Here is a 22,572-nt window from a genome sequence, read left to right on the forward strand (position 1 = left end):
ACTCTGACGGCGCGTTTGCAATTCCACACGGTAGCGGCCCGCCGGTCATCTGCAAGTCTTATCGCGACGTCATTGTCAGATCAGGCTAGCCGTGCGGAAGCTCGTGACGCCGCTGGTTCCGGCGATCAGGTGATCATGAACTGTAATGTCAAAGGGATCCAGCACGTCGATGATTTCGCGGGTCATGTCGATATCGGCGCGCGACGGTGTCATGTCGCCAGAGGGGTGATTGTGCACCAGGATCAGGCTGGAGGCCTGTAATTCAAGTGCCCGCCGGGTGATTTCACGCGGATAGACCGGGGCATGATCGACCGTGCCGTGCCCCATCACCTCGTCAGCGATGAACTGGTTCTTGCGATCAAGAAACAGGACAGGGAATTGCTCGCGCTTTTCGTGCTGCAACTCGATGCGGACATAATCGATAAGGGCTGACCAGGACGAGATGGCGGGCCGCCGGCGAATTTCCTCCCGCGCCGCACGAGACTGGATCTCCGCCACGGCCTTGAGATAGGCCGCGACGGTTTCGCCGATACCATCCACCTTGATCAGGTCGGCGCCGGGGGCCGCGAAGACGCCGGAAAGACTGCCGAAACGCGCCATCAAGGCTTTGGCAATCGGTTTGACGTCACGGCGGGGAATGAAAGCCATTAGAATGACTTCCAGTATTTCGTAGTCTTCCAGGGCGCCCGCTCCGCGCGACAGCAGTTTGCCGCGCAACCGCTCGCGATGGCCCTGCCAGTGCGGTTTCGTGTCGGGTTGGCCGTCGGCCCCCGGCATGGCCTATTGCTTCACGGCGTGGGGCGTGTGCAGGCCCTTGGGTGACTGGGTGAAGATTTCAAAACCCGTCTCGGTGACGCCTACGGAATGCTCGAACTGGGCCGACAACTGGCGGTCGCGCGTCACGGCAGTCCAGCCGTCCGGCAGGATCGCTGCGTCCTTGCGGCCGAGGTTCAGCATCGGCTCGACGGTGAAGAACATGCCGGGTTTCAGTTCCGGTCCGGTGCCATAATCGGAAGAGTGCACGACATTCGGTTCGTCATGGAACAGGCGGCCAAGGCCGTGCCCGCAGAAGTCTTCCACCACAGACATGCGATTGAGGCGGGCGATTTCCGAAATGGCGCCGCCAATGTCGCCGAAACGGGCGCCGGGTTTGACGGCATTGATGCCGGCCATCATCGCTTCATAGGTCACATCCATCAGGCGTTCGGCTTTGCGCTTCACCTCGCCAACGCCATACATGCGGGAGTGGTCGCCGTGCCAGCCGTCAAGGATGCAGGTCACGTCAATATTGGCGATGTCGCCTTCCTTGAGCGGCTTTGCGCCGGGGATGCCGTGGCAGATCACATGGTTGACCGAAATGCAGGACGCGTGGCGATATCCGCGGTAGCCGATGGTCGCCGACTGCGCACCATGATCGAGCACGAACTCGCGCACCAGGTCGTCGAGATATTTCGTGGTGACACCCGGTTTCACTTCGCTGACCAGCATGTCGAGGCATTCGGCCACGATGCGGCCCGCCCTGCGCATGCCTGCGAACCCTTCCGCATCGTGGATGCGGATTTCGCCAGTGCGCATGGGCAGGAGGGCTGTTGTGTCATTCATGGTTCAGGCTTTCAGGTCTCTTCAGCTGAATGTGGCAGCGATTGACGCAAATTTCTACCCCGGACCCTGTGTTAATCAGGCCCGATCAGGCTTCCAGCCTGGCCTCCAGGCTGACCTTGATGGCGCCCAGGGCAACCGAGACAGGGCACGATTCCTTTGCCTTGGTTGCGGTCTCGAGAAAGTCAGCCTCACGCGCGCCCGGTACCTTGCCGACCAGCGTCAGCGCGCTGCTGACGATCCTGAAGCCGCCGCCATCCTTCGGTTCAACGGTCACGACCGCTTCAGCTTCCAACTTGTCAGCCGGGGTGCCGTTCTCGGCAAGCATATGCGAGAGCTGCATTGCGAAGCAGCCGGCATGGGCCGCCGCAAGCAGTTCTTCCGGGTTGGTGCCGGATTTGCCACTCTCGTCTTCAAACCGGGACTTGAAGGAATAACCGTGCGCCTTGAGGGCGCCGCTTTGCGTATCGATCGTTCCGGTGCCATCGTTGAGGGCACCTTTCCAGATAGCTGTGGCATGGCGTTTCATGGATAGCTCCTTGTATGAGAGTTGGGGGTCATAGCCTTAAATGCATGGCGGCCCACCATGTTCCGGCTTGGCGAGCCTTGGCTGACATGCCATCAAATGGCATGTCCAATGACCAGCCCACTGCCGCCGTCCTGCTGATCGGCGATGAAATCCTCTCGGGCCGCACCCGCGACATAAATCTCCAACAGATCGCGACATATCTCGCGCCGCTCGGCATTCCGGTCGTGGAATCACGCACGGTCGCCGATGTGCAGGCAAGCATCGTGAAGGCGGTGAACGAACTTCGTGTCGCCTATACCTATGTCTTCACGACCGGCGGCATCGGCCCGACACATGATGACATTACGGCGGACGCGATAGCGGCGGCCTTTGGCGTAGGCATCGGCGAGCATCCGGAGGTGATTGCCATGCTGTCGGAACGCTATGCCGAAATGAAAACCGAATTCACGCCGGCCCGCCGCCGCATGGCGCGCATTCCGCACGGCGCGAGTCTCGTGGGCAACCCCGTTTCGGGTGCACCGGGGTTCCAGATGGAGAATGTGTTCACGCTGGCGGGGGTGCCCCAGGTCGCGCGCGGCATGCTGGAGGATATCGGTCCGCGGCTTCGCACGGGCGCGGTGGTGCACAAGGTCACCATAAGGGGGATTGGGTTGCGTGAAGGTGATATCGCGGAGCCGCTCGGCGCGCTGGCCGCCGGGATGCCGGACGTGGCCTTTGGGTCCTATCCATGGTTCCGTTCCCTTGGCGACAACGGCGTCCATCTCGTTGCCAGCACGATCCGTGAAGACCTGATCGAGGATGTCACCCAAAGGCTCGAAGGGATTATCGCTGCGACCGGGGTGAAGCCGGAGCGCATTGTGGAGGACACGAAGTGACGACGCTCCTGAAGCGAACGCCCGTGATATGGGGGCTGTTCGTGGCAGCGATCCTGATCTGGTTGGGTTTCGGCATCTTCGCTGAAGCGGTTGGGGGCACATTCCTCGACACGATTGCCAATGGGGAGCGCAGCCGAACCCTGATTGCGGGCCTGAGCGAGGTTCAACGCTCGGCGCATTTCCGAGTGACCATATTTCTCGATACGGCCTTCCCGATCGCCTATGGCGGGTTCTTTGCCGGGATGCCGTTGCGCTTTTTTGGCAAGTATGGGCGGATTGCTGCGCTTCCCGCGCTGGCGACGGCGATTGTCGATCTGACCGAGAATACGGTCCAGGCGCTTGCATTGTCTGGTGCTGCTGATGCGCTTGACGCGAAGGCCTGGCTCACGCCTTTGAAATTCGACCTGTTTTTCCTGGCTGCGGCAATCGCCCTCATCGCGCTCGTCATCGCAGTCGTGAACATTTTCCGCAAACGGCAGGCCTGACCGGCCTCTGCAACATACAAGATCATTGGAAGGAACCCGGCATGGCCGAGAACATTATCACTGTTGAGCGCGACGAAGCCGTCGCAATTGTCACCCTGAACCGGCCTGATGCTCTGAACGCGCTAAGCCGGGCCCTGCGCGCCGAGATATCGCGCGTGTTTACCGAACTGGCGGGAGACAAGGATATCCGCGCCGTCGTGCTGACCGGCGCCGGACGCGCCTTCACCGCTGGCGTTGATCTCAAGGAAGCCGGCGAGACCGGGTTTGCCCTTGGCGCCGATGGCGGCGACCTCGACATCGCCAAGGCGATCACGGCCTATCCCTGGCCGGTCATTGGCGCGATCAACGGGTTCGCCATCACGGGCGGCTTCGAACTGGCCCTGATGTGCGATGTGCTGCTTGCGTCGGAAAATGCGAAGTTCGCCGATACCCACGCCCGCGTCGGCATCATGCCGGGCTGGGGCCTGTCGCAGAAACTCTCCCGCCTCATCGGCATCAGCCGCGCCAAGGAACTCTCCTTCAGCGGCAATTTCCTCGACGCCGAAACGGCTGAACGCTGGGGCCTCGTCAACCGCGTCTACAAGGCCGATGAGTTGCTGCCTGCCGCCCGCAAGCTGGCCCACGAAATGACAAGCTGTGATCCGGTCCTGCTGCGTGGCTACAAGAAGATGATTGATGATGGCTTTGCCATGCCCTTCGGCGACGCGCTGAAGGAAGAGATCCGGCGTTCAGCCGCGCATGCGGCGAGCGTCACCGCCGAGAGCGTGGAAGCGGCGCGCAAGAAAGTGACCGAGCGCGGTCGCGGACTCAACTAGACCAGAAGGACGATCCCATGAGAGATGTTGTAATCTGCGAGCCAATACGCACGGCAGTCGGCGGATTTGGGGGTGGCTTCAAGACAGTGCACGCCCACGAACTGGCCAGCCATGTCATCAGTGAGCTGATGGCGCGCACAAAGCTGGCGCCGGAAGCGGTCGAGGATTGTATCTTCGCCCAGTGCTACCCGACGATGGAAGCACCGGCCTTCGGGCGGATGGTGGCTCTGGATGCCGGCCTGACGACTTCGACGGGCGGATACCAGATTGACCGGCGTTGCGGTTCGGGCCTGCAGGCCGTGATCAATGCGATCATGCAGGTCGCCACGGGCGCCAATGATCTGGTCATCGCTGGCGGGGCCGAGAGCATGTCCAATGCGCCTTTCTTCTCCATCGAGATGCGCTGGGGCATGACCGGTGACGGCCTGACCCTGCATGACGGCCTGTCACGCGGGCGCTACACGGCCGGCGGCAAGTTCCATCCTGTGCCGGGCGGCATGATCGAAACCGCCGAAAACCTGCGTCGTGACTATCAGATCAGCCGTGACGCGCAGGATGAGTTTGCGTGGAATTCCCATCAGAAGGCAGCGGCGGCGCAAAAGGCGGGCAAGTTTGCCGCCGAGATCACGCCGTTCACAGTCAAGGGCCGGAAGGGCGACACGATCGTATCCGAGGATGAGCATATCCGTGCAGACTCGACGCTTGAGAAACTCGGCTCGTTGCGGGCGATCCGCGGCAAGGCTGATCCGGATGCGACCGTGACGGCGGGCAATGCGTCGGGCCAGAATGATGGCGCGGCCGCCTGCATTGTCTGCACCCGCGAAGCGGCCGACAAATATGGTCTGAAGCCCCTGGGGCGGCTTGTCTCATGGTCGGTGGCGGGCGTCGGGCCTGAGGTGATGGGCATCGGACCCGTCCCGTCGAGCCAGAAGGCAATGAAGCAGGCCGGACTGGAGATCAAGGACCTGGATCTCATCGAACTGAACGAGGCGTTTGCCTCCCAGGTGCTTGCCTGCACCAAGGCACTGGGCCTGACAGATGGCGACATGGACCGGCTCAACGTCAACGGTTCCGGCATTTCGCTTGGCCATCCTGTCGGCGCGACAGGGGTACGGATTCTGACCACGATGCTGCGCGAGATGGAGCGCCGCGAGGCCCGCTACGGTCTTGAGACCATGTGCATTGGTGGTGGGCAGGGGCTGGCAGCCGTGTTCGAGCGGGTCAGCTGAAGGTTCACGCCCTCGATAGTGGAGCCCGGGGTAAATGCCCCGGGCTTCCAGAGTATCAGAGTGACTTCTTGGAGAAGTACCAGTCCGTATACTCAAAGCCTTCGCCCTTGCGGGCCTCGGCCGCAGCAGTGGTTTGCGGCGGCGGGACAATCACGGCGTCGCCGGGCTGCCAGTTCTCCGGCGTTGCAACCTTGTTTGCGTCCGAAGTCTGAAGCGCCGCGACCAGACGCAGGAATTCGTCGACTGACCTGCCATTCGACATCGGGTAATAGACCATGGCGCGCAGGATGCCTTCCGGATCGATGATGAAGGTGGCCCGTACAGCGGACGTGTCATCGGCTCCGGGCATGATCATGCCATAGGCATTTGCCACTTTCATCGAAAGGTCCTCGATGATCGGAAACTTCACATCGACGCCGAAATTTTCCTTGATCGAGCGGACCCAGGCAATGTGGGCATACTTGCTGTCGATCGACAGGCCGAGCAGATCGGTGTTGAGCGCAGCGAATTTGTCGTGGGCTCTGGCGAACGCCATGAATTCGGTCGTGCACACGGGCGTGAAATCAGCCGGGTGCGAAAAAAGGACCAGCCACTTGCCCTTGTAGTCTGTGAGCTTGCGCTGCCCGTGCGTGGTTACGGCGTCAAAGGCGGGGGCTGGCTCGTTCAGTCGCGGCATGGGGTTTTGCGTGTAGGTGATCTGGGACTCTTCAGTCATGTACTTCTCCTGTTGAAAGGGCCGAACGGGAGCGTTGCGGTCGTATTTTAGATATTGCGCAAATAATAAAAGAGGAAGGGCGCGAATTGCCTCACGAGCGGATCGATGCGATCCATAGGCAAGTTCTATGGCAGAAGCTGAAACGCCTTCGGCTGACGCTTCGCACGTGGCGCAGACGGGCCGATCATGGCCTGCCTGCTTGCCAAGTCCGGCGGTCGCGAATAGTCACGGATGCCAGTGCGGGCGTGGCGAAATTGGTAAACGCAGCAGACTTAAAATCTGCCGGTCGCAAGGCCTTGCCGGTTCAAGCCCGGCCGTCCGCACCAACTCCACCAGACCGAGAAAAATGTCGCACGAATGTCACACTCGCGCCGGATCCGTATCGTTTTGGCCCAATACTTGCTGAAATCTTAATGCCGGCCTCATGCAAGTTCCGAATGGCACCTATATAATATGAGAGGGAACAATAGGGGGCGGCCATACATATCTACGAGGCAGATCAGAAAAAATCTGACTTGAAGGACAAGATACAATGTTGCGCACGCTTTTCGTCTCTACCAGTTTCGCCATCATGGCGCTTTCCGCACAGGCCAGCCCCGAGGCTGAAGCACTGATCGCCGGAACGGCCAGCCAGATTTCCACAACCCAGACAGGCGTATCGACGTTGACCGAGGCGATTGACGTGCAGGCCATCGCCCGGTTCACGCTTGGCAAGCATTCCCGCCGCCTGAGCGAGGATGAGCAGGTTCGCTTCACCGCAGCCTTCGAGAAATTCCTGGTCGGCACGTTCGAAGACCAGAAGAACAAGATGAAGAATGCCAGGGTCGAAGTCCTCGGTTCAGTAGACCGGAGTGACAGGGATTCAGTGGTTGAAACGCGGGTGACCCAAAAGGGCGAAGACCCGATGACGGTGCGCTGGCGGGTGATTGAGCGTGACGGCACCTGGCGTGTCGTGGATGTCGAGGTTCTCGGCCTCTGGCTCGCAATCGAGCAACGCGCGCAGATCGCCGCCATTCTCGACAAGCCGCGCGCCACGATTGATGACGCGATTGCGGCCTTGGACTCCTGAAGTCCAGCCGGTAACCGACAGTGGGTGAATTTCCAGGGGGCGCCAGAGGATCTGGCGCCCTCAACCTGGTTGTGATGGTGCGTTGATTAGGGCAGTTTCCCACTTCAACAGCATCACAGGACCTTTCCCCCAATGCCATTGCCCTTCAAGAGCCAGCTCCCCAACCTGGATGGAATTTACGCCGCCTTGTTCTCTGCGGCTGAAATCATCTACGCCGAACTCAAAAAAGGCGCTGGTTTGAAATTTGCCACGTCCAGCAATGAGTCCGGTGACGACCAGATCGAACTGGATGTCATTGCTGATGAGGCCTTTTTCGACGCGCTGAAGCGCGACGGCAATGTCAGGTATGTCGTGTCCGAAGAACGTCCGGGCCTGAACAAGATTTCGGATGGCCGCTACAGCGTGGCGCTCGACCCGTTGGACGGCTCCAAATCCGCGCTGGTGGGTATCCCCTCCGGCGCCATTTTCGGCGTTTTCGAGAATGCCGAGGTTGCCGGGGATTTCCATGGCCGGAACATTGTCAGCGGCGGGTTCTTTGTCTTCGGCATGAATCTGGAGGCCTATTTCGCGGATGGCGACAAGGTCTACAAGGGCATCTTCAACCAGGACACATCCACCTGGAAAGTTTTGCCGATTGAAGGCGGCCTGCCTTCAGCGGATGTCCTGGCGATCAATGGCCAGAACCAGATGGTATGGGATACCTGGCTGCAGGAGCACTATGCCGACCTGCTGGACACCCGGAACGGTACCGTCAAACCCCACAATATGCGCTGGTATGCTTCCATGGTCTCCGACATGAAGCGCATGGTGCTGCAGGGCGGGCTTTTCGTGTACCCGCGCGCCAATACCAAGGGCTACGAAGAGGGCAAGCTGCGCCTCGTCTATGAGGCCATCCCCATGTCATTCCTGATCGCAGCCATGGGCGGCGCCTCGACCGATGGCGATCAGTCGCTTCTCGACGTGCCGGTGGAAAGCCTGCACCAGAAGACACCCGTCTTCATCGGCGAGAAGAGCAAGATTGAACGGGTTGAAGCTGCGAAACGGAAACACAGCTGACACGCTCACGCGGCTGGCGCGTCTAGATGGTCAGCCAGTCGGGCCGCACATAGTCCTCACCGAGGTCGCGGGCGACGGCTTCGTGGGCGATCTTGCCGCCGTCGACGGTCAGGCCGTTGGCAAGGTGCGGGTTCGCATTGATGGCCTCGCGCGCGCCCTTGTTCGCGATCTGCATGACGAAGGGCAGGGTCGCATTGTTCAGCGCATAGGTCGATGTGCGGGGCACAGCGCCTGGCATGTTGGCGACGCAATAATGCAGGATGCCATCGACGTCATAGATCGGGTCTTCGTGCGTCGTCGCGTGGCTGGTCTCGAAACAACCGCCCTGGTCGATGGCAATATCGACGAGCACGGCGCCTGGTTTCATCGTGGCGAGCTGGGCGCGCGAGATGAGCTTCGGGGCCGACGCGCCGGGGATGAGCACTGCGCCGATGACCAGGTCGGCATCCCTGATGGCTTCAGCCAGCGAATGGGCCGTTGAATACATGGTCTTCAGGCTGCCGCGGAACTGCTCGTCCAGTTCGGCGAGGCGATTATTGTTGCGGTCGAAAACGGTGACATCTGCCCGCATGCCCACCGCGATCTCAGCCGCATGCGTGCCCGAAACCCCGCCACCGATGATGACGACCTTGGATGGCGCGACGCCGGGAACGCCGCCGAGCAGAATGCCGCGGCCACGCTTGGTGCGCATCAGGGCCCAGGCAGCGACCTGCAACGACATGCGGCCTGCAACCTGGCTCATCGGGCGCAGCAGCGGCAGGCCGCCCTCATCGTCCGTAACGGTCTCATAGGCGATCGCAAGGCAGCCAGACTTCATCAGGCCGGCGGCCTGGACAGGATCCGGGGCGAGGTGGAGGTAGGTGAACAGGGTGTGCGCGGGCGTGAGGCGGGCGGTTTCTTCCGGCTGGGGCTCCTTCACCTTCACGATCAGTTCGCTGGCAGCGAAGACCGCATCGGCATCAGGCAGTATATTAGCGCCGACCAGAGTGTACGCCTCGTTCGCGAAGCCGGAACCGAGGCCGGCTCCCGACTGAATGTTGACCTCGTGACCCGCCCGCGTGAGCTCGCCGGCACTTTCCGGTGTGAGACCGACACGCGATTCCTGTTTTTTGATTTCTGTTGGAACACCAATGCGCATGATCGCTCTCCCTGAGGCAAGGCATGCCTATAAACCCGCTTTCTGCGGAATTCCAGCCCTTGTCAGGCTGCTTCTTCGACCTCGTCGGATTCCTCGCCTGAATTCGCGTCTTTGCTGCGCTCCTTGCTGACGTCTCCGATCATGAACCGCTCGGCCTCTTCCTCCATCCATTCGCGGACTTCATCTTCAGGAACTCCCAGCGTGAACAGCATGTCGGCGACCATTTCGATGCCTTTCGGCTGGCCGGCCGTGAGGTGGGCGCGCACACCGAGATCGAGATAGCGTTCAAGGTCCAGCCGGCTTTCGACGGCAACAAATCGGACAAGTTCCGGGAAGAGGCGGGTAATGGTTGGCGTCACTTCCCGCGAGATCTCGTAGCGGGAAAAGCCAAGCACGACGGCGCGGGCATTGCTGCCGCCGACCGCTTCGACGAGTTTCATGTTCGAGGCATCGCCGAAGGCGACATGATAGCCGTCGGACACCGCGGCAAGGAAACGCTGCGGCTCGGCTTCGGTGGCAATGTATGGGATCTTGTGATCGACCAGGGCGTCAATGGCGAGGCGCCCGGCAGCCGACATGCCGATCACGATGACCGGCCGCTCACCCCCACCGCTGGACGCCCGGGCGAGTTCCGTTGTGGTCTTGCTTTGGCGCGCGAGATGGCGCGACAGGCGGGCGCCGAGGTCGGCCCAGCCGGGGGCGAGGGCGAGGGAGAGGGCCACGGCGGCCACGATACTGCTCATCAGCCCGGAAGAAATGCCCGCCACGATGGCGCTCAGTGAGAGGACGACAAGCGTGAACTCCGAACCCTGCGCGAGGAGGAAGGCGAGCTGGGTGGCGCCCGGCACACTCCACTTGTTAAGTCGGGCGGCGGCATAGCCGAGCCCGGTCTTGACGAGGAGGATGGCGGCGGTCCCGGCCAGCACGAGTGGCAGGTTTGACATCAGGGCGGGCAGGTCGATGGACAGGCCGACGCTGATGAAGAAGAAGGATAGCAGCAGGCCCCGGAAGGGGCCCATTTCGGTCTGGACCTGATGGCGGAAAGGTGTGCCGGACACGGCCAGGCCCGCGAGGAAGGCGCCAAGCGTGAGCGAGAGCCCAATCACGGCCGTCGCACACGCCGCTGCCAGAACCAGCAGCAATGTGAAGGCGGTGAAGGCTTCGGCGTTGCGCGTGGCGGCCAGGGTGCGGAAGACCGGGTTGATCAGGTACTTGCCGGCGAGCAGCGCAGCCCCGAATGCAATGATCGTCTGAACGAGCGACAGGCCGAGGGCGGCATAGAGGGGCACACTGGCGCCGTCGAGAAGGTAGTCCGAGACGACACCGGCCAGTCCCTGCGCGCCAACGTCGGTATCGCCCAGCGAGCTTGCAAAGATCATCAGGAAGATGGCCACGATGTCCTGGAAAATCAGAATATGCGTTGCCGAGCGGCCAATCGGGCAGGAGTTCTGCTCGCGCTCTGTCAGGATGCGGGCGACAACAGCTGTCGACGAGAGGCCGAGGCTGAGACCAATGGCGATCGCAATAGGCCATTCGACCCCGATCATAGCGAGGGCCAAGGCGCTGACGAGACCGTTGAAGAACAGATGCATGGGCGCGAGGCGCAACAGGTCTTTCCGGCTTTCGTTCAGTTCGCGAAGCGACACGTGCATGCCGATATCGAACAGCAGGAACACCACGCCAAGCTCTGCCAGCAAGTGTGTCGCGCTGCTTTCCTCGATCAGGCCGAGCATGCCGGGCCCGATCAGGATGCCGGCAATCAGGTATCCCACAATCGGGCTGAGCCGCATTGCCTTCGATGCCAGAGCCGCTGCTGCGCCGAAGCCTAGGAGTGTGATTGCGGGAACCAGGGCTTCAACGGGAGTCAACTCTGCGGCCATGCGTGTGTAGATACTCCTGATTGTGCTGTAGTGTGTGCCACTTAATCTAGTGTGATTGCGGCAAAATTACAAAGGCCGCCAAGTCCGTTTCGGACTGGCGGCCTTCACCGTGCTGCGCGTGGGGGAGGGCAATCAGGTCCACGCGCAGTATGGGAGGAAGATTATCCCTTGCCTTAGAGGCTTTTCGCGAAGGTCAGCACGACACGTTCGTCGGCAATGCTGGTGTCATCGACATCGGTACCCCAGTAGCGAAGATCGACATCGATGCCGATTGGCAGGCTGTAGGTGCCGCCAAGCGACCAGTTGGTGTAGTCGCCGCCGCCATCGAAGCTGTAGTTGCCGACGCTTGCATCGACCGCAAAGGCATCAGTCAGGCCGTAGCCGGCCGTTGCCTGGTAGTAGACGTTCTGATTGTCCGGATCCCAGTAGACTTCACCACCGACGCCTAGGCCGCCAGCGAACTCGTATCCAAGGGCACCCTTGATTTCAACGAAGTCGAGATCGGACTCGTCAGCATCAGGATAAGCATAGTAGATCACGCCAACATCCCAGGTGACACCACTCTCAAGCGCGCCAGCCAAACCGCCGTAGAAGTCCACTTCGATATTGGTGTCGGAATCGTCGCCGAAATCGACATTGGATGCCCATGTGCCGGCATAGAACATGCCATTGGCATAATCGAACCCGCCCTGGATGGCCGGATCTTCATCAGTTTGTGAAATGCCGCGCCAGACATAGTCGGACGTGATGGCAACGTTGCCGGACCATTCACCTTCAGCGACAGCTGTGCCAGCCGTGGCCAGTAGAGCAACAAGGGCGACCCCCGCCCGTGATACCTTGGTTTTCATCGTGTAGTACCCCGTTTTCAAACCACTCCTTGCTTGGAGCGCAAAACCGAGGATTGCCCGTGTGGTCGGGGCATTCGAAGCAAAATATCTCTTGGCGTATTTCCGCCAACGGATCGCCGCTATTTTAGGCACGCTCGTACTGGAAATGCCTGCAGATTGTGCGCCCTGCGGTTAATTACCTTGCCACGAGCGGGGCGTATCCAAGGTGCATGCCCGCATCGACGAGAAGTGTTTCGCCTGTCACGTGCCGCGAGGCATCCGAGAGGAAGAAAAGGGCTGTATCTGCAATATCATCAGGGCCGCTGGCTACGTTCAGCGGCACGGATGCGGCGACGCCCGCTTCCATGCGCTTGTACTGTTCCTCGTCCATCGTATCCTTGAACCAGCGTGTGCCGATGAATCCCGGACAAACGGCATTGACGCGAATCGCCGGCGCCAGCGCACGGGCCAGCGACAGGGTCATTGTGTTGAGGGCTCCCTTTGTGGCGGCGTACGCAACGGACGAGCCGATGCCCGTCACTCCGGCAATCGACGATACGTTGAGTACAGTCGCTGCGCGACCTGTCTGGGTGTGGCTGGCAACGAGCAAGTCGCGGCAGGCCTGCATCATCATGAATGGGCCCACGACATTGACTGCATAAGTATCCAGGAAATCATCCTTGCTGAGGGCATTCAGGTCGGCGTGATCGCGCGCATGTCGTGTGATACCGGCATTGTTCACAAGAATGTCGAGCCGGCCGCTGGCTCCTGCGGCCTCGGCCAGAACACGGCAACCCTCCTCGGTGGAGACATCGGCCTGAACGAGCCGGGACTGGCTGCCCAGCGCCTGGCAATCGGACACGGTTGCCTCTCCATCGGAAACGGAACGGCTGCAATTGACAATCACGTCCGCGCCGCGCTCCGCAAGCTTCAGCGCGATGGATCGTCCAAGCCCGGTGGCCGAGCCGGTAACCACTGCGGTGCGCCCGGAAAGATCGCGAAGTTCTGCCATGTTGGTTCCACCCTGAGAGTTCGAGTTATTGAAAAGCTGAAGGAGGCTGACGCTGCGTAAAGTCAATATACCACCCCGATAGATTTCCGTATGAAAAAATCAACAAAGCGGAAACTGTTGTGTTTTATGCAGGTTCAGCTGATGGGAGGCGTTTGGATGGATCAGGGGTTCGAAGCACTCGTCGCGCAGATTTCGAGTGTCGTGAAGCTGTCTGAAGACGACGCTCACTGCTTCGCTACCGAAATGTATGGTCACGGCATTGTTTCACTGAATGATGCTGACGGCCTCTTTACCATCAACTTTCATCTCGCTGGATCCTCCCCTGCCTGGGATCGCCTCTTCATTGCCGCGATCAAGGATCACCTGCTGGTCCAGAACGATCCGCGCAACTGGGTTTCAGAAGAAGAGGCCGAATGGCTGATCGGGAAGATTACCCGCGGAACGACGGGCCCGATCGCGTCGGAGGTGGATCTCCTGCTTCAGGTGATCCGCTATGCCGAAGGCGTACCCGAGCGGCTTGGCAATTTCGCGCTTCAGATGGCGTGTGAGCGCATCACCTTTCTGGGCAAGGCGGTTGCCGAAGATGTCGAACGGGTCAGGCGCGCGCTGATTGTTCCGGCGGGTGAGCATCTTAACTGGATCACGGCGCCGGAAGCCGACCTTCTGCTGAAGACAAATGACCTTGTGGCGCATTCTCTGAACGATCCGTCCTGGAACGACCTGTTTGCCCGTGCGATCGCGAATCGCCTCATGGCGCGGGCGCACCCGGATCCGGCGAGCCAGCCGGAATTGATGTCGCGCGAGCACTGGATTGGCGACATGCGTCCTGAGCCAGGCACGTTCCTGGAAGATGTGCGGTCCGCCTTCACTGAAGATGGCTGGTTCCATCCGATCAGCCGCGATGAAGCCAAAGCACAGGCCGCCCGCCAGGTTGCACGGGCGTCAGCGCGGCGCGAGGCAGATATCGGCCTTGAAGACGAGGCCGCATGGTTTCTCACGCGGTTGAGCGCGGACAAACCCGTCAGCCTGGCGGAGCGTGCCCTGATCGACTTCCTGAAAGTCGAGGCACCGGGCTTTGCTCAGGGGCTGGCGATAGCGGCCTGACCGCCAGACGGTCAGGACCGGCTGGCCTGGGCATACCGCGCGCCGCCCACAGCAAGACCGACGAGAACCAGTCCGCCGATCACGAGGCTGGCGGCATTGGCACCGAGCAACTCGAAATATTGCGTGTAACCGTGGATGGCCAGGAACACGACCGACGTTACCGACACGAATCCGCCCCGGCGCGCCTTGACGATCATCGTGATCAGGAACGCCGCCCAGCCGAGCGTGAAGACGAGTTCAGGAATTTCCGTCGCTGCCTCACGCCAGGTACTGCGCTCGCTCCAGTCGCGCGGGGCCAGCCAGTGCTCTCCGATGCGGTCGCCCCACAGCGAACCGACCCAGAAGGCAAAATTGATCATGAAGAAGGCGGTGCGCGCGGCGATTGTCGCAACGGCTCGGTAGGCATCTGCGACTGTGCGCCTGGTAGCGAAAATGCCTGCGGCAACGGCACCGAATAGGAGGATGGTCAGGGTCGGTTCTTCGACGAAGATGGCATAGCTCGCGTGCCAATAGCCGGTGCCGGAGCCAATTGTCGCGCCAAGCGCCAGCACGGCAGGCGCAGCAAGGAATGACGATCGGAACCACACCGCTGCGGCGGCCAGCACGGCAGCGATGCCGAGCGATGGATAGGCCGAATCAGCCACATCCCTGAATTCCCAGCCGATCCACCCGGCCAGGCCAAGCGCGCCCATCATCGCCAGGCCGACGCCGAGTACTTTCAGGGAGTCGTCGCTGTCCACGCGCCGCAAGACTTCGGCAGCCCCCACTGCCAGAATGGCGAGGACCAGGCCTGTGGCGGCGTTGGGCACCAGGGCGATGGTTCCGGCTGCGACAGAAATTGCGCCGAAAATCAGCAACAGGTTCACCATGAGTCCGCTGCGGGTGTCCGGCAGGGCAAGACTTTTCAGGTGCAGGGCCTGATCCGGAGAAATTTCCCCCTTTTGGGTCAAGGCATCCAGATCAAGTCGAATGATGGTCATGGCGTCACTCCATTTTGTATGTGAGCGCTCATTAACATAATTCCTATTCTGGCGCAAGCGGTGTTAACCCGCCGGGAATGTAGACAAGCCGGGATGTCCGGCTTAACTGCGGCACAGTATTATCAAGAGACACAGGCCAGGGGTGAGATGTTCAAGAAGATTCTGATAGCCAACCGGGGCGAAATCGCCGTGCGCGTCATCAAGACGTGCCGCCGCCTCGGCGTGAAGACCGTCGTTGTGTATTCCGACGCCGATGCGGGCTCTATGGCCGTCGAAATGGCCGACGAAACCGTCTACATTGGCGGCTCGCCGGCGTCTGAATCCTATCTCGTTGCTGACAAGATCATTGATGCCGTGAAGCAGACCGGCGCCGAAGCCATCCATCCGGGCTTCGGCTTCCTGTCCGAGAACCCGGCCTTCGCCAAGCGCCTCGAAAAGGAGGGCATCGGCTGGATCGGCCCGAACGCCCACGCAATCGAGGCCATGGGCGACAAGATCAGTTCCAAGAAGCTGGCCGCAGAAGCGGGCGTGTCGACCGTGCCGGGGCATATGGGTTTGATCAAGGACACCAAGGAAGCGGTGAAGATTTCCCGCGAGATCGGCTATCCTGTCATGATCAAGGCCTCCGCCGGTGGCGGCGGCAAGGGCATCCGCGTCGCAGCCAATGACAAGGAAGTCGAAGAAGGCTTCCCCGCCGTGAAGGCGGAAGCGCAGTCGTCATTCGGCGATGACCGCATTTTTATCGAGAAGTTCATCCTGGAGCCGCGGCATATCGAGATCCAGGTGCTTGGCGACAAGCATGGCAATTGTATCTACCTGTTCGAGCGGGAATGTTCGATCCAGCGCCGCAACCAGAAAGTCATCGAGGAAGCACCCTCGCCGCTGCTCGATCCCGAGACCCGCAAGAAAATGGGCGAGCAGGCTGTCGCCCTGTCCAAGGCAGTCAACTATGACAGCGCCGGCACCGTCGAATTCGTCGTGTCCGGCAAGGACAAGGGGTTCTATTTCCTCGAAATGAACACCCGCCTCCAGGTGGAGCACCCCGTCACGGAAATGATTTCCGGTGTCGATCTGGTCGAACAGATGCTGCGCTCCGCCTATGGCGAGAAGCTGAAAATCAAGCAGTCTGACCTGAAGATCAATGGCTGGGCCGTCGAGACACGTGTGTATGCGGAAGATCCGTATCGCAACTTCCTGCCGTCCATCGGTCGTCTCAAGCGCTTTCACCCGCCGGTCGAGGGTCCGCTGGGCGAAGGCATCGTCCGCATGGACAGCGGCGTGCGCGAAGGCGACGAGATTTCCATGTTCTACGACCCGATGATCGCCAAGCTGATCACCTGGGGCAAGGATCGCGACACGGCGCTCGACACCCAGGCCGAGGCGCTGGACCGGTTCCACATTGAAGGCATCCAGGACAACATCCCGTTCGTGGCCGCCGTGATGGACGAGCCCCGTTTCCGCTCCGGTGACATTACCACCGCCTATATCAAGGACGAGTTCCCGGACGGGTTCCACGGCACCGAGCCGACACAGTTGCAGGAAACCCAGCTGATCTGCGCAGCCGCCTATGTGCACGGCTTCTATTCGCGCCGCGCCCAGCACGTGTCGGGCCGCATGTCGCCGGTGCCAGACCCTCGCCAGGACTGGATCGTCATACTCGGTGACAAGCATTATCCCGTGCACCTGGAGCTTGGCGAGGACGGTGATGCGCAGATCACCATCGACACCGACAAGCCGCACTCACTGTTCACCAACTGGCACCCGGGCCAGCACCTCGTTGAAGGCATGCTGGACGGCAAGCCGTTCGCTGTGAAGTTTGCCGACCGGACAGAAGGGTATCTGTTCCGTCACCGCGGCGTGGCGCTGCGCGCGCTCGTCTGCACACCGACGGTTGCCGACCTTCACGCGCGTCTGCCGGAGAAGGAAAAGCCCGATACGTCGAAGCTCGTCATCTCGCCGATGCCGGGCCTTGTCGTATCGATGGACGTTACGGTCGGACAGGAAGTGCAGGCCGGTGAAGCGGTTTGCGTGGTTGAGGCGATGAAGATGCAGAACATCATCCGCGCAGAGGCCACGGGCACCGTGAAATCGATCAATGTCGAGGCGGGCGCCAGCGTCGCGGCCGACGAAATCATGGTCGAGTTTGCCTGACCTGGCTTGACCGGCTGATACTCGAACCGGCGTGTTCCCGATCCCTGACGCCTGGGGCGGCACAGCCTGTCATTGGTCCTTCACTGGATTGATGGCGGAAACTCCGCTACACAGGTTTACGGTTATGCAGGGAGGACAGCATGAACCTATATCTCAGCCCGAATGGACGGATTGACCAGTCAACCTATTGGCGGGGCGTGATCATCCTTTTTGTCATCAGTACGGTATTGTCGGTCGTTTCCGCTTACGCGTCACCCTTTCTCGGTATGCTTGGTATTGTGTTCATCTGGCCGTGGATCGTGCTGCACGTGAAGCGCTTCCACGATGCAGACATGACGGGGTGGGTCACAGTAGGCATGGTCGTCCTGGCGATCGTCCTGTCAATGGTGCTTGGCCTCATCCTGCCGGGCTTGTTCGGTGTCGACACGATGGCAATGTCGGAACAGATGACGCGCGACATGGAAGACATGGCCGCCAGCAATGATCCGGGCGCAATGATTGCCGCGACGATGGAAGCCACCAAGAAGATGGCGCAGGCCCAGTTGCTGCCGAACATTCTTTCAACGGCGATCGTCACCGGCGTGGTCGGATTTGTCATGAGCCTGTTCAAGTCCACACCTGGTACCAACAAGTTCGGACCGCCTCCCGGCGGCCCTTCTGAAGAAACTTTCGCTTGAACCCAGGCGAACCGCTATAAATTCAGGAAGAGCCGGGGCATGCCTCCGGCTCTTTTTTCTTGCATGAATTTATCGTTTATTGATAAGAAGCGCTAGAGTCGCTACGAGTCTGGTGACTGGTGCCGAACCACGGAGACTGCCCTGATGGACGTAAAATATGTCCTGCTCAGCTCGAACGGCCGTATCGGCCCGCGCGATTTCGGTCGCGGGCTGATCCTGCTGACGGGCGCCATGATGATCGTCCAGATCGCTGCGGGCCTGGTGTCGCCGGCATTTGGCATGCTGCAATACCCACTCATCTTTTCGTATGTCTGTGTGTTTGGCAAGCGCCTGCATGATGGCGGGCGCTCGGCCTGGATCTATCTGGCCTTCCTCGCCGGCTATTTTGTCATCGCGACACTGGCCAGCGCGATCCTGCTCCCGGTCCTGTCGCCGCAGGCCTTCTCGATGCAGGGCGAATTCCAGAAGCTCGCCCAGGCGGGCGACTTTGCCGCCGCAATCGAGGAAATGGCCAAGCACGCCCAGGAACTGGCGCGCGCGTCAATCCTGACCACGATCGCCTCTTTCCTGATTGCCAGCGGCATACTCGGCCTGATCGGCGCCAGGCTGCGATCCGACCCGTCCATCAACCGCTTTGGCCCTCCCGGCGGTTCTGCCCAATCCGATACGTTTTCCTGATTTCCGCCAAGGATATTTCCGATGTCTGACTCGCCCACCGTGATCGATCCGCACCGCCCCTGGATCCTCGACAAGCGGGATGATCCCGCAACGATGAACTGGATCCAGACCCTGTTCAATCCGATGGGCCAGTCCAGCAAGCTGCATTTCAGCCGCGCGTGGACCTTCATGTTCATGGGCCGGGTGCTGCTCTATATCGTGCCGACATTCGTGGTCGCCATCATCGGCATCGCCGGGGTCAAGACCGATTCGTTCAACAGCCCGGTCAATCTCGGCCCGCTGCCTGTGCCGGCCATGCTCGTTCCCTTCGTGCTTTTCGTGTTCCTGACGGAATACACGTCCTTCGTCGCGCACATGCGGCGCCTGGCTGAAGCGGGGCGTTCCACGCTGCTGGCCGGCATCGTCCTCCTGCCGCTGATTCTCGGCATGGTCGGCTTCGCCCTTGGCGTGATGGGTGGCATTGCCCAGCATGCGAAGATCGAGGCCAAGGCGGCGCTGGAACGTGAGATCGCAGCTGATCCTGTGAAGGCGGCTGCCGCCAAGGCGGAGGCTGAGGCAAAGGCGAAGGAAAATCCGGACGCCAAGCCGCAAGCCGAGCGCCGCGGCCCGCCCGGAAAGCCGCAGACAGCGCGGGAAATGGCCATTGGCGGCGGTGTCGGCCTCGCCGTGCCGATCTGGATGCTGTCATCCTTCATCGCGATGCTGTGGACCCTGCTATATGTCGCGCGGATGCCAAACGGCGGCGTGGGCGAGTTCAGCACGGGCAGCCATATCCCGGAGAATGAAGCGCGGCGGCGGCCCTACGAAGCGACCTGAAGCGGGCTTGGCACCGCCACGAGCCGGCTGGCAAAGATGGTTTCGAACGCGTCGCGCAGCGCGATATCGACATCGTCCATGCTGGCGGGGATGCCAAGATCGACCAGGCTGGTCACACCGTAGCGCGAATCAGCGATGCCGCAGGGCGTGATGCCTGAGAAATGCTCCAGGTCCGGCTCCACATTCAGTGAAATGCCGTGAAAGCTGACCCAGCGCTTCAGGCGCACGCCAATGGCCGCAATCTTGTCTTCGCGCAGCTCGGTTCCGGCCTGTGACCGGTCGACCCAGACGCCGACACGGCCCTCGCGCGGCCCGGCTTCGACATTGAAGGCGCCGAGGGCGGCAATGATCCACGCTTCGAGGTTCTGCACGAATGCTCGCACATCCCGGCCGCGCGCACCGACGTCTAGCATGACATAGGCGACCCGCTGTCCGGGGCCGTGATAGGTATACTGGCCCCCGCGACCGGCATCGAAAACGGGGAAACGGGCGGCATCCTTCAGGTCTTCCGGATTGGCTGACGTGCCCGACGTGTAGAGCGCCGGGTGCTCCAGGAACCAGACCATTTCCGATGCCTCGCCCTCGCGAATCGCCCGCGCGCGCGCCTCCATGAAGGCCACCGCGGCCTCATAAGGGACGGGGGCATCGGACACGGCCCATTCGACGGAAGGAAAATTCTGCATGACTGTTCGCATATAGGCGATAATCGGGGCTTCACAAAGGTTTGCGAGCGCCCTATACGGCCCGTCTGCCTGTTACAGACCAGTGTGCGGTCATGGCGGAATTGGTAGACGCGCAGCGTTGAGGTCGCTGTGGGGCAACCCGTGGAGGTTCGAGTCCTCTTGACCGCACCAAGGCAGACGTTTCTGCCGCCGATAAGTCTCTGCAATTTATAAGAAAGTTGGACCGCATCAGCGATGCCGGATTTGGCTTTCAGGGCGATGAAAACGTTCTGGAACCCTGATCAGCATCGCGCCATCTCCACAATCGCCTGTACCAAATCGCATACTGGCCCCCTTTCAGGGGCAGGCCGACGGCTGCGATGGATAGGCTAGATCAGGCGCCGGCGTAGATGCGCAGCCAGTTGGTCCAGCAGCAAGACGGTGATGAAGATAACGAGCAGGATCGTGCCAACCCGGTCGTACTGGAACATGTCATAGCGGCCCTTCAGCTCCTGCCCGATACCGCCAGCGCCGACGAGCCCGATCACGGCGGCCATCCGCACGTTGCGGTCGAGTATGTACAATGTGAGGGCCGTGTAGCTGGGCAGTACCTGAGGCAGCACGGCCAACCGCAGGGCCGCAAAACTACCGGCGCCTGTCGCCCGCATGGCTTCCAGTGGCTTCGGATCGGCCGCCTCAATGTCTTCGGCGTAGAATTTTGCAAGGAAGCCCATGCTGTGCAGTGCGAGCGCCAGTATGCCGGCAACCGGGCCGAAGCCAAACGCAAGCACCAGGAAGAGGGCACTTATCAACTCTGGCATGGATCTGAGGAACGATACGGTGCTCCTTGCTGCGAAATAGATCAGGGGATGAGGCGTAAAGTTGCGGGCGCCTGCAATTGCCAGCGGCAGGCTGCCGATAATTGCGAAGAGGCTCGCCCAGATTGCGATTTCAATCGTCTCGAGCATCTTTCCGAGGACGAACACCAGGTATCCGGCAGGCTGAACCAGATAGGTTTTCTCGACCATGAGCGTGACCGTCTGGAACGTGTCAGAATCAAGTTTGCTCTCTTCGACCTGAACAGTCTCTATCCGTGAAAACGGAGGTAGGCGGTTTGCATCGAAATGTTCGATCATCGTGATCGGTGTGCGTTCAGCGATCGCAACAGGAAACATGTCAGAGACAAGACCGCCGAGGCCGCGCCCGATCTGGGAGCTGTCTTTCAGGCCAACGCTCGCGAGGCCGAACTCGCCCATTTGCTCTGCCATCTTGCCGAGATCAACGCGTTGGGCAGAAAAGCTGAGCAGGACGAACGCGACGATGACAATGAAAACCGCGCGAGCATCAATGGGCGATTTTAGATGCCAGGGTGAATCGTTCGGAGGCGTTTCCAGCGTGGTCATATCGAAACCTTTGCGTGCAGCATTTTCAAGCGACCGCCACAATCGGCTTCAACCGTGTCTCTGGACCATCAAATATGATGGCAAGGGCGGCCGGTGTGAGGTCGGCTGGCGTGCCATCGAAAACAATCTGTCCGTCTTTAAGGCCGACTATCCGGTCTGCGAACCGGCGTGCCAGATCGATTTGATGCAGGCTGCACAGCACGGCTGCGCCGCGTTCGCCCGCGGCCTCGCGCAACAGCGCCATGATTTCCTGCGCCGTTGCCGGGTCGAGACTGGCAACAGGTTCATCCGCAAGTATGACGAGGGGATCGTTGATCAGCGCGCGCGCAATGCCAACACGCTGGCGCTGACCGCCGGACAGGGTCCCTGCGCGACGGTTTGCCTGGATTTCGTCGAGGCCGACCCTTGCCAGCAGTTCGCAAGCCTTCAACTGGATGGATCTGGGATAGGCTTGAAACAGCACGCGCACCCAGCCGACGGAAGCGGCGGCACCTGCCATGACGTTTTGCGCGGTAGTCAACCGTTCCGACAAGCCGAAATCCTGATGCACCATGCCCATGCGGCGGCGCGCGGCTTTGAGACCCCGACCCGCAATAGACTCCCCGGCGAGCATGATCTCACCTGCATCGGGTGTGCTGAGCCCGACCGCCGCCCGCAACAGCGTGGTCTTGCCCGATCCGGAAGGTCCAAGCAGGACGGTAAAACGTTCTGCGGCAATGCTTAGCGAGACCTTGTCCAGCGCGCGCGTGCCCGAGCTGAAGGATTTGGAAACTGCTTGAAATTCAAGCGCGGCCACCTCTGGTGCCTGACAATTTTTGGTGCCGGCGCTGTTTCTCGCTATCGTCATGTTCATTTCCATCGCGAGCGCTCCG

General features: G+C 60.8%; 23 protein-coding genes and 2 tRNA genes. 13 read left to right on the plus strand and 12 right to left on the minus strand.

The genetic code is table 11. From position 1 onward, the window contains the following. Nucleotides 1-75 precede the first annotated feature (75 nt). The 3 genes from radC to VR74_RS16985 all read right to left on the minus strand — a co-directional run bounded on the left by radC (nt 76) and on the right by VR74_RS16985 (nt 2,128). The gene (gene radC / locus VR74_RS16975; protein WP_045698779.1) at nt 76-777 is read right to left on the minus strand and encodes a DNA repair protein RadC; all 702 of its coding nucleotides are present in this window, start codon (nt 775-777) and stop codon (nt 76-78) included. Nucleotides 778-780: 3 nt separating this feature from the next. After that, on the minus strand, nt 781-1,602 hold the full coding sequence (map, locus tag VR74_RS16980; RefSeq protein ID WP_045698781.1) for a type I methionyl aminopeptidase: 822 nt from the start codon (nt 1,600-1,602) through the stop codon (nt 781-783). Between the two features lie 85 nt (nt 1,603-1,687). Beyond that, nucleotides 1,688-2,128, minus strand: a complete 441-nt coding sequence (locus tag VR74_RS16985) for an OsmC family protein (RefSeq protein WP_045698783.1) — start codon at nt 2,126-2,128, stop codon at nt 1,688-1,690. An 86-nt stretch (nt 2,129-2,214) separates the two neighbouring features. On the opposite strand from VR74_RS16985, the gene VR74_RS16990 reads away from it, so the two are divergent. Genes VR74_RS16990 through VR74_RS17005 form a run of 4 tightly spaced genes read left to right on the plus strand, consistent with a single transcriptional unit; the run spans nt 2,215 to nt 5,532 of the window. Beyond that, complete coding sequence (locus VR74_RS16990; RefSeq protein WP_299951041.1) at nt 2,215-3,003, plus strand: molybdopterin-binding protein; 789 nt, start codon at nt 2,215-2,217, stop codon at nt 3,001-3,003. Further along, on the plus strand, nt 3,000-3,488 hold the full coding sequence (locus tag VR74_RS16995; RefSeq protein ID WP_045698785.1) for a hypothetical protein: 489 nt from the start codon (nt 3,000-3,002) through the stop codon (nt 3,486-3,488). The genes VR74_RS16990 and VR74_RS16995 overlap by 4 nt, the downstream gene beginning before the upstream one ends. Before the next feature lie 41 nt (nt 3,489-3,529). Continuing rightward, on the plus strand, nt 3,530-4,303 hold the full coding sequence (locus VR74_RS17000; protein WP_299950991.1) for an enoyl-CoA hydratase: 774 nt from the start codon (nt 3,530-3,532) through the stop codon (nt 4,301-4,303). A 17-nt stretch (nt 4,304-4,320) separates the two neighbouring features. Further along, nucleotides 4,321-5,532: an acetyl-CoA C-acetyltransferase gene (locus tag VR74_RS17005; protein WP_045698787.1), complete on the plus strand. Its 1,212-nt coding sequence runs from the start codon at nt 4,321-4,323 to the stop codon at nt 5,530-5,532. Between the two features lie 55 nt (nt 5,533-5,587). On the opposite strand, the gene VR74_RS17010 is transcribed toward VR74_RS17005, so the two are convergent. After that, entirely contained in the window at nt 5,588-6,247 is a 660-nt protein-coding gene (locus VR74_RS17010) for a peroxiredoxin (RefSeq protein WP_045698789.1), read from the minus strand. A 239-nt stretch (nt 6,248-6,486) separates the two neighbouring features. Here VR74_RS17010 and VR74_RS17015 point away from each other — a divergent pair. The 3 genes from VR74_RS17015 to VR74_RS17025 all read left to right on the plus strand — a co-directional run bounded on the left by VR74_RS17015 (nt 6,487) and on the right by VR74_RS17025 (nt 8,372). Beyond that, nucleotides 6,487-6,573 (plus strand) — tRNA-Leu (locus VR74_RS17015). 206 nt (nt 6,574-6,779) lie between these two features. Beyond that, the gene (locus VR74_RS17020) at nt 6,780-7,316 is read left to right on the plus strand and encodes an ABC transporter substrate-binding protein (RefSeq protein WP_299950994.1); all 537 of its coding nucleotides are present in this window, start codon (nt 6,780-6,782) and stop codon (nt 7,314-7,316) included. A gap of 132 nt (nt 7,317-7,448) precedes the next feature. After that, nucleotides 7,449-8,372 carry a class 1 fructose-bisphosphatase gene (locus VR74_RS17025; RefSeq protein WP_045698791.1) on the plus strand — a complete coding sequence of 308 codons (924 nt, stop codon included), beginning with the start codon at nt 7,449-7,451 and terminating at the stop codon, nt 8,370-8,372. A gap of 22 nt (nt 8,373-8,394) precedes the next feature. Here the strand turns inward: VR74_RS17025 and ald are convergent, their stop codons facing one another. The 4 genes from ald to VR74_RS17045 all read right to left on the minus strand — a co-directional run bounded on the left by ald (nt 8,395) and on the right by VR74_RS17045 (nt 13,229). Then, entirely contained in the window at nt 8,395-9,510 is a 1,116-nt protein-coding gene (gene ald / locus VR74_RS17030; protein ID WP_045698792.1) for an alanine dehydrogenase, read from the minus strand. Between the two features lie 62 nt (nt 9,511-9,572). Continuing rightward, nucleotides 9,573-11,390 (minus strand): cation:proton antiporter, encoded by a 1,818-nt coding sequence (locus tag VR74_RS17035; RefSeq protein WP_299950997.1) that lies wholly within the window; start codon nt 11,388-11,390, stop codon nt 9,573-9,575. A gap of 173 nt (nt 11,391-11,563) precedes the next feature. Beyond that, on the minus strand, nt 11,564-12,238 hold the full coding sequence (locus VR74_RS17040; RefSeq protein WP_045698794.1) for a TorF family putative porin: 675 nt from the start codon (nt 12,236-12,238) through the stop codon (nt 11,564-11,566). A gap of 175 nt (nt 12,239-12,413) precedes the next feature. Continuing rightward, the gene (locus VR74_RS17045; RefSeq protein ID WP_045698796.1) at nt 12,414-13,229 is read right to left on the minus strand and encodes an SDR family NAD(P)-dependent oxidoreductase; all 816 of its coding nucleotides are present in this window, start codon (nt 13,227-13,229) and stop codon (nt 12,414-12,416) included. 156 nt (nt 13,230-13,385) lie between these two features. Here VR74_RS17045 and VR74_RS17050 point away from each other — a divergent pair, with 156 nt between their 5' ends. Further along, on the plus strand, nt 13,386-14,333 hold the full coding sequence (locus VR74_RS17050) for a hypothetical protein (RefSeq protein WP_299951000.1): 948 nt from the start codon (nt 13,386-13,388) through the stop codon (nt 14,331-14,333). 11 nt (nt 14,334-14,344) lie between these two features. Here VR74_RS17050 and VR74_RS17055 read toward each other — a convergent pair whose 3' ends face one another. Continuing rightward, nucleotides 14,345-15,313: a hypothetical protein gene (locus tag VR74_RS17055; RefSeq protein ID WP_045698800.1), complete on the minus strand. Its 969-nt coding sequence runs from the start codon at nt 15,311-15,313 to the stop codon at nt 14,345-14,347. 147 nt (nt 15,314-15,460) lie between these two features. Between VR74_RS17055 and VR74_RS17060 the strand changes: the two genes are divergently transcribed. The 4 genes from VR74_RS17060 to VR74_RS17075 all read left to right on the plus strand — a co-directional run bounded on the left by VR74_RS17060 (nt 15,461) and on the right by VR74_RS17075 (nt 19,635). Then, nucleotides 15,461-17,464, plus strand: coding sequence for an acetyl/propionyl/methylcrotonyl-CoA carboxylase subunit alpha (locus tag VR74_RS17060; protein WP_045698802.1), 2,004 nt, complete (start codon nt 15,461-15,463; stop codon nt 17,462-17,464). Nucleotides 17,465-17,604: 140 nt separating this feature from the next. Further along, on the plus strand, nt 17,605-18,141 hold the full coding sequence (locus VR74_RS21260) for a DUF805 domain-containing protein (RefSeq protein WP_299951003.1): 537 nt from the start codon (nt 17,605-17,607) through the stop codon (nt 18,139-18,141). A 144-nt stretch (nt 18,142-18,285) separates the two neighbouring features. After that, the gene (locus tag VR74_RS17070) at nt 18,286-18,819 is read left to right on the plus strand and encodes a DUF805 domain-containing protein (RefSeq protein ID WP_045698804.1); all 534 of its coding nucleotides are present in this window, start codon (nt 18,286-18,288) and stop codon (nt 18,817-18,819) included. Nucleotides 18,820-18,840: 21 nt separating this feature from the next. Further along, the gene (locus tag VR74_RS17075) at nt 18,841-19,635 is read left to right on the plus strand and encodes a hypothetical protein (protein ID WP_045698805.1); all 795 of its coding nucleotides are present in this window, start codon (nt 18,841-18,843) and stop codon (nt 19,633-19,635) included. Here the strand turns inward: VR74_RS17075 and lipB are convergent. Then, a complete protein-coding gene (lipB, locus tag VR74_RS17080; protein ID WP_045698807.1) occupies nt 19,620-20,318 on the minus strand; it encodes a lipoyl(octanoyl) transferase LipB in 699 nt (232 codons plus the stop codon). The genes VR74_RS17075 and lipB overlap by 16 nt on opposite strands. 86 nt (nt 20,319-20,404) lie before the next feature. On the opposite strand from lipB, the gene VR74_RS17085 reads away from it, so the two are divergent. Further along, nucleotides 20,405-20,489 (plus strand) — tRNA-Leu (locus VR74_RS17085). Between the two features lie 197 nt (nt 20,490-20,686). Here the strand turns inward: VR74_RS17085 and phnE are convergent. Together phnE and VR74_RS17095 are read right to left on the minus strand one after the other, a co-directional pair. Then, entirely contained in the window at nt 20,687-21,700 is a 1,014-nt protein-coding gene (phnE, locus tag VR74_RS17090; protein WP_299951006.1) for a phosphonate ABC transporter, permease protein PhnE, read from the minus strand. Between the two features lie 25 nt (nt 21,701-21,725). Further along, on the minus strand, nt 21,726-22,547 hold the full coding sequence (locus VR74_RS17095) for a phosphonate ABC transporter ATP-binding protein (protein ID WP_045698870.1): 822 nt from the start codon (nt 22,545-22,547) through the stop codon (nt 21,726-21,728). Between the last annotated feature and the right edge of the window lie 25 nt (nt 22,548-22,572).

Source organism: Hyphomonas sp. BRH_c22, assembly GCF_000961795.1.
Taxonomy (GTDB): Bacteria; Pseudomonadota; Alphaproteobacteria; order Caulobacterales; family Hyphomonadaceae; genus Hyphomonas.